Genomic DNA, 489 nt, shown 5'->3' on the forward strand with positions numbered 1-489 from the left:
AGCGCCGCCAGGCCGTGGGCCTGTTTACGAAAATCGATAGGAGCCCGATAGAGGTAGATCTGCGGCATGGTCAGTGCCGGACGCAAGTAACGAGGGCGCATTACAACTGCCTCATGATAGCGCCGAGCAAATCGATATTGCCCGGATGTAACCCGGAGAGAGTGATCCCGTTGGGTAAGGTGAGCGTCAAGCCGACTTCGTTCGTGACAGGAACAGGCATGGCTACTCTGACAAAGCCAGGAAGAGAGTCCGAGTCTACAGGCTGTTCGAGCTTTTTACGCCAGTAAGCAAACTGGTGATAGACCAGTGCCTGGCTTTTGCAAAAGGCGTGGCCGGAGAGGCCGGAGTCAAGCCAGGCGGTGATCTGCTGTCGCCAAAAATCAGCACGTTCTTGAGTGGTCATAGTGAAAATCCAGCGAAGAGGTAATGGATTTCAAGTGTGACGAGCTGATTTTGGGAAAAAAAGATGCCGATTCAAGGGCGCTTACC

General features: G+C 53.6%; 1 protein-coding gene. It reads right to left on the reverse strand.

Features of this window, described 5'->3' with window-relative positions; all coding sequences use genetic code 11:
* Positions 1 to 100 precede the first annotated feature (100 nt).
* Complete coding sequence (locus tag J9892_RS20625) at positions 101 to 403, reverse strand: hypothetical protein (protein ID WP_103857964.1); 303 nt, start codon at positions 401 to 403, stop codon at positions 101 to 103.
* Positions 404 to 489 lie beyond the last annotated feature (86 nt).

The sequence above is a fragment of the Aeromonas sp. Prich7-2 genome, from assembly GCF_017939255.1.
Lineage (GTDB): Bacteria > Pseudomonadota > Gammaproteobacteria > Enterobacterales > Aeromonadaceae > Aeromonas > Aeromonas caviae.